This is a genomic window from Trebonia sp., from assembly GCF_049794275.1.
Taxonomy (GTDB): domain Bacteria; phylum Actinomycetota; class Actinomycetes; order Streptosporangiales; family Streptosporangiaceae; genus Trebonia.
Genome location: NZ_JBARCR010000920.1, coordinates 1 through 5,885, shown reverse-complemented (window position 1 = coordinate 5,885; position 5,885 = coordinate 1). Strand labels below are relative to the sequence as shown.

The following is a 5,885-nucleotide window of genomic DNA, read 5'->3' as shown; positions in this document are numbered from 1 at the left end:
TCACGGCCCCAGCCGGACTGCTTGTATCCGCCGAACGGCAGTGCCGCGTCGAACACGTTGTAGCAGTTGATCCAGACGGTGCCGGCCCGGATCTTCTTGGCCAGGGCGTGGGCCTTGGAGATGTCGCGGGTCCAGATGCCCGCGCCGAGTCCGTACTCGCTGTCGTTGGCGATGCCGGCGATCTGGTCCAGGTCGGTGAACGGCGAGGCGACCAGGACGGGACCGAAGATCTCCTCGCGGACGACCTTCATGTCGGGGCGGGTATTGGTCAGCACGGTGGGCTCGACGAAGTAGCCGCGGTCGCCGAACCGGCCGCCGCCCGCCAGCGCGGTGGCGCCGTCGGACTTCCCGGACTCCAGGTAGCCGGTCACCCGGCGGAACTGCTCGTCGGAGACCAGCGGGCCCATCTGCGTCCCCGGCTCCATCCCCGGTCCCATCTTGATCGACTTGGCGATGTCGGCGACGCCGTCGACGACCTCGTCGAAGCGGCCCTGCTGGACGAACAGCCGTGAGCCGGCGACACAGCACTGCCCGTGGTTGAAGAAGATCGCGTTGGCGGCGCCCGCGATCGCATCATCGTCGGCGTCGTCGAAGACGATGTTGGGGCTCTTGCCGCCCAGCTCCAGGGTCAGCTTCTTCAGGTTGCTGGCCCCCGAAGCCGCGACGATCAGCTTGCCGACCTCGGTGGAACCGGTGAAGGCCACCTTGTCGACATCATTGTGCGCGGCCAGGGCTGCGCCGGCGGTCTCGCCGAAGCCGGGCACCACGTTCACCACGCCCTCGGGCACGCCTGCCTCAGCGATCAGTTCCGCGAGCCGCAGCGCTGTCAGCGGTGTCTGCTCGGCCGGCTTGAGGACCACGCAGTTACCGGTGGCCAGCGCCGGGCCGAGCTTCCAGGCGGCCATCAGCAGCGGGAAGTTCCACGGGATGATCTGCCCGATCACGCCGAGCGGCTCGCGCAGCGTGTAGGAGTGGAAGTTGGCGCCCGGCATGTAGGGTACCGAGATGTTGATCGTGTTGCCCTCGATCTTGGTGGCCCAGCCGGCCATGTAGTGGAACAGGTCCGCAGCCAGCGGCACATCGGCGGCCTGCGCCACGCCGAACGGCTTGCCGTTGTCCAGCGACTCCAGCTGGGCGAGCTCGTCGACGTGCTCGAGGATGAGATCGCCGATCCGCCAGATGATCCGCCCGCGCTCGGACGGGGTCATCCTGCTCCACGGGCCGTCCTCGAACGCCCTGCGTGCCGCCCGCACCGCGCGGTCGATGTCTTCGGCGTCTCCTTCAGCGATGTGGGCGAGGGTCTCACCGGTCGCCGGGTTGGGAGTCTCGAACGTCTTGCCGGACGCGGCGTCGACCCACTGCCCGTTGATGAATAGCTGACGACGGGCGCCGATGAAGTTTTCGACATTCCGGTCCAGGGTTACAGTCATGAATGCTCTTCTCCCTTGGTTGCGCGGTGGGCAGCCAAGGATCGCGGCCAGCCAGCACGTTACAGCGCATGTCTACGTTGTAGACCTACATCATCAACCTACAACGTTGACAGTGGGATGCCAAGCTGGTGGACCGGCATTTCCCGGCATGCGGCTGCGCAGGAGCGCCGCCGGCGGCCTGGGAGATGGCAGCTTCCGCCGGCCGTGGCGCCGCGGACGAACTACACCGTAGAGCTACAATTCGTTTCTATCTGCCCGGCCCGGAGGGAAAGGTGTTACCGCATGGCGCCACCGCCAGCCGACCGTGATGACGGCGACGCTAGCGCGAATCCGAATGGCAGGATTACCCGCGATGTCGTGCTGGCCGCCGCGCTGGAGCTGATCGACCGGGACGGGGTGGGCGGGCTGTCCATGCGCAGGCTCGCCCGCGTCCTGGGCCGGGATCCGATGATCTTGTACCGGCATGCGCCGAATAAGGCAGCCCTGCTCGACGGCGTAGCCGAGATGGTCCTCGCCCAGCTCAAGGTGGACCCGGCCGATCCTGACTGGGCCGGGCAGCTGCGTGCCGTGGCCCGCGGCTACCGCGCGCTGGCACTGACCCACCCGAACGTGGTGCCGCTGCTGGTCACCCGCCCGCTGGCCACCCCACTCGGGCTCCGCCCCCCCGGCACCCTGCGCCCGCTCGAGGACATCCTGACCCTGCTCACCCGCGCCGGGTTCAGCGGACCCGACGCCCTGCACATCTACCGGGCCCTGTTCGGATTCCTGCACGGCCACGTCCTCAACGAGCTGCAGGAACTCATCGAGAACCCGGACGAAACCGACGACCTGCTGCGGCTGGGCCTGTACCGGCTGCCGATCCGCGAATTCCCCCTGCTGCGCAGCCTGGCCCCCGCCCTGGCCTCCTACGACGGCGCCACCGAACTCGAGCGCGGCCTGGATATCCTCCTCACCGGCCTAACCGACTCGCTGACCCCCCGCCCGGCCGCGCAGCCGCGCCCCGGCCCCCCGGCCGATGATCGTCAGCGCGGCCGCTAGCACCACCTCTCCCGGATGATCGTGCCGTCCCGGCCCACGTCGCCGACGGCGGCCAGCCGATGATGCGGTCCCTGCCTGGCTACCTCGCACAGCGCCGGCGGTGCCTGCGGCAGATGGACCAGATCAGCGGGGCGTACCGCTCGACGAGCGTGTCCCGCGCTTGCTTGTCGCGGTTTCTCGCGCGTGCCATAAGGTCTGTGACCGACGGTTCATCGCTCATCGGCTTGAGCCTCTCGGGAGGTGCGGCTATGTCAGGGTGGGTGCTGGTCCAGGAGACCGGCAGGTTCCGGCTCGTCACGCGTCCTGGTGATGGCTCAGGCCCGGCCGCGGCGCGGAGGGCCGGAGCACGGCGTGCGCCCGGGTTCATGTCTCCCGGGAATAGGTGCTGCTGGGCAGAGCAAGGACGGATGAAGATCAGCCGGAGCAGTCGCGGTGAACTGAGCGCGTGATCTGTCCTGGGGACGGGTCTGCCGGTGTCTGGCGAGTCCGGGCGGCCGGCCAAAATCCCGTCGTGTCATAAGGCGGTCTGGCGGATCCGGCCTCGTGGGGCGGGATCCGCCAGACCGCATTGCCGCGCTTTCCCCGCACGGCTGTCACCCCCGCTGCCCCGCCCGGCTGGTCCGTGACCTTTTAAGAGTCGAGGTAGACGGTCAGGGCGGCTGGGTTGGCCTGCGCGCTGCCGGGCAGCAGCTTGACGGTCACTTCCCCCCGCGCGCCTTGATAAGTGCCGGTGCCGCCGGTGACCGCGAGGGTGAAGGGGTTACTCTGCTGTTCCACGCCGGCCACGTCGATGGTCCCGCCGGGCAGGATCAGGTCTGCGTGGAGCTGCGCCTGGGTTTTCGACACCGAGATGATAGTCACCACACCGCTGCCGATGCGGTTGCCGCCGCCGGAGCGAGCGTAGGCAGGCTGGTTGAGAATGGTGAGATCACCGATCCCGCCGGGCTTGCCGGACAAGTTGAGGGCCGTGCCGGTGCCGCCCCTAAGGTAGACCGTGACGGTGCGGGGGTGGGCGGCCTGCTGCGTTGAGGCCGCGGCCTGACTCGGGGCCGCAGCGCCTGCTAGGGCGAATGTTCCCGCCACGGCCACTGCTCCTGCGCCCGCCAGCGTCGCGGCTACTTTCTTGTTCATGGTCTCTTCCTTCCTGGTGCGTGCCTGACTGCGATGTCGACGCTAGGGAGACCGGACCGGCGTGTCTTCGCCCGGGCGAACGGAGTTATCCCAGCCTGCAGACCTATCTTCAGACCGGCTGTGTCTCCTCCCGCGGGAGGAGACACGCGTCGGCGTATCACGTCTGGAGAAGGAGGCACCCGAGATGCCCGCGGGCTTACCGTGAGAGCATGTTCCGCGACATTAGCCGGATTACCCGCAATGCCCGCGTGCGGCGGGCTGCCGGTGCGGCGCTGGTGGTCGCGCTCGCCGCCGAGGCGTGGGTCGAAATCTGGCTGAGCAACCCGGTGGCCAACGGGTGGGGCGGGCCGCGGGTGTTGTCCAGTGTCCTGGCGGTGCTCGCAGCCGTGCCGCTGTTGTGGCGGGTGCGGTACCCGTTCCCGGCGCTGCTGGCGACGCTGGCGGTGGTAGTGGCCCTGACGGGCCTGATCGCTCCGCGTCAGCCCCCGCTAGAGCCGGCCATCGCGCTGATGATCTGCTGCTACTCAGTCGGCGCTCACGTGCGGGGGCGCCGCACCTTCCTGCTGGTACCCCTGATCGCCGTAGTCGCGCTGGCTTTCGGCCTATCGGGCTGGCAGACGCTAGCGAACAATGTCCAGGCGGCGGTGGCGTTCGTGCTGGCCTGGGTGATCGGCCGGATCATCCGCACCCTGCGGCGGCGCACCGGGGAACTCGAGGACGTGACCGCGCAGCTGGTAGAGGAACGCGAGGAGCGCGCCCGCCTGGCGATCGCGACTGAGCGCGCGCGGATCGCCCGGGAGCTGCACGACGTCGTGGCGCACAATGTCAGCGTGATGGTCATCCAGGCCACCGCGGCCAACCGCGTGCTGGCGGGCGACCAGCAGCCGGTCCGAGATGCCCTCGGGACGATCGAGACGGTCGGCCGCCAGACCGTCGATGAGATGCGCCGGCTGCTCGGCATCCTGCGCCAGAACGAAGAACCTGCGCTGTCGCCGCCAGCCAGCCTCGCGCGCCTGGACGACCTGATCGAACAGGTCCGCGCCGCCGGCCTGCCGGTCACCCTGACCGTCGACGGGACCCCGCCGAGCCCGCTGCCCGCCGGCGTCGATCTTTCCGCCTACCGGATCGTGCAGGAAGCGCTCACCAATACTCTCAAGCACGCCCAGGCCGGGCACGCTGACGTACACGTAAAGTACCGGCCCTGCGCGATCGAGCTGGCCATCACCGACGACGGCACTTCGCCGGATAAAAGCAGCGCAACGGGGCATGGCCACGGACTGGTAGGAATGCGCGAGCGCGCCACGCTCTACGGCGGCAGCCTGCACGCGGGGCCACGTCAGCCCGCCGGGTACCAAGTCCAGGCCACCCTGCCGTTCGAGACGTCCCGCGCATGATCGACGTCCTGCTGGCCGATGATCAAGAACTCGTCCGGACGGGATTCCGGATGATCCTGGAATCCGAACCCGGCATCAAAGTCGTCGGAGAAGCAACCACCGGCCGGGAAGCGCTCACCCTCTCAGCCCGACTGCGGCCAGCCGTGGTGCTGATGGATATCCGCATGCCCGAACTGGACGGCCTGCAGGCTACCCGCGAGCTAACGGCCCGGAATCTCGCGCCGCGAGTCGTGATTCTCACCACCTTCGATCTCGACGAGTATGTCTTCGAAGCCCTGCACAGCGGGGCCAGCGGATTCCTGCTCAAGACCGCGCCCGCGGACCAGCTCCTGGCCGCCGTCCGCATCGCCGCGGCCGGAGACGCGCTGCTGTCCCCTCCCATTACCCGGCGCCTGATCGAGCACTACGCCCAGCAAACCCGCACCCCCGCGCCAGACCAGCAACGCCGCCTGGACCAGCTCACCGCCCGCGAACTTGACGTGCTCAAACTCGTCGCCCGCGGCCTGTCAAACCAGGAAATCGCCCAGGCACTAGTGCTTGCCACTACCACCGTCAAATCCCATGTTGCCAGCCTGCTCGCAAAACTCGGCGCCAGGGACCGGACCCAGCTTGTCATCCTCGCCTACGAAACCGGCCTCATCCAACCCGGCGCCCAATAACCCCGTTAGCAGCAACCCTCGTTTCCGCTGAGGCCAGAGCCCGCACACAGAAGCGATCCAGGTCAGGTTCTGAACCGCCCGGCTAAACAAAGGCGAGAAGCGACGATGGCACCAGACAGCCAGAACCTGCGCTGAGACCGGACAACATCTTCTCCTGAACAGCAATCCAGCAACGCCGTATCGCCGACCGCCAGATGCAGATCAGGTCGACCGGGCAGCAGACCAGCGATCTT

Annotated in this window: 5 protein-coding genes; 3 read left to right on the top strand and 2 right to left on the bottom strand. The window is 68.2% G+C overall.

The genetic code is table 11. The features are described 5' to 3' along the window. A partial coding sequence (locus WA805_RS23700) for an aldehyde dehydrogenase family protein (protein WP_425243436.1) occupies positions 1–1,430 on the bottom strand: 1,430 nt, incomplete at its 3' end. Positions 1,431–1,712: 282 nt separating this feature from the next. Here WA805_RS23700 and WA805_RS23695 point away from each other — a divergent pair. Further along, positions 1,713–2,468 (top strand): TetR/AcrR family transcriptional regulator C-terminal domain-containing protein, encoded by a 756-nt coding sequence (locus tag WA805_RS23695; RefSeq protein ID WP_425243435.1) that lies wholly within the window; start codon positions 1,713–1,715, stop codon positions 2,466–2,468. Positions 2,469–3,098: 630 nt separating this feature from the next. On the opposite strand, the gene WA805_RS23690 is transcribed toward WA805_RS23695, so the two are convergent. Continuing rightward, positions 3,099–3,551 carry a hypothetical protein gene (locus tag WA805_RS23690; protein WP_422286385.1) on the bottom strand — a complete coding sequence of 151 codons (453 nt, stop codon included), beginning with the start codon at positions 3,549–3,551 and terminating at the stop codon, positions 3,099–3,101. Between the two features lie 257 nt (positions 3,552–3,808). Between WA805_RS23690 and WA805_RS23685 the strand changes: the two genes are divergently transcribed. Together WA805_RS23685 and WA805_RS23680 are read left to right on the top strand one after the other, a co-directional pair. Continuing rightward, positions 3,809–4,993 carry a sensor histidine kinase gene (locus WA805_RS23685; RefSeq protein WP_422338387.1) on the top strand — a complete coding sequence of 395 codons (1,185 nt, stop codon included), beginning with the start codon at positions 3,809–3,811 and terminating at the stop codon, positions 4,991–4,993. Next, positions 4,990–5,652 (top strand): response regulator, encoded by a 663-nt coding sequence (locus WA805_RS23680; protein ID WP_422338386.1) that lies wholly within the window; start codon positions 4,990–4,992, stop codon positions 5,650–5,652. Before WA805_RS23685 ends, WA805_RS23680 begins: the two co-directional genes overlap by 4 nt. Positions 5,653–5,885 lie beyond the last annotated feature (233 nt).

Bases quoted from the DNA above. Each gene is read 5' to 3' on its own strand.
- WA805_RS23695 (WP_425243435.1), top strand. From the start codon at position 1,713: ATGGCGCCACCGCCAGCCGACCGTGATGACGGCGACGCTAGCGCGAAT.
- WA805_RS23680 (WP_422338386.1), top strand. From the start codon at position 4,990: ATGATCGACGTCCTGCTGGCCGATGATCAAGAACTCGTCCGGACGGGA.
- WA805_RS23685 (WP_422338387.1), top strand. From the start codon at position 3,809: ATGTTCCGCGACATTAGCCGGATTACCCGCAATGCCCGCGTGCGGCGG.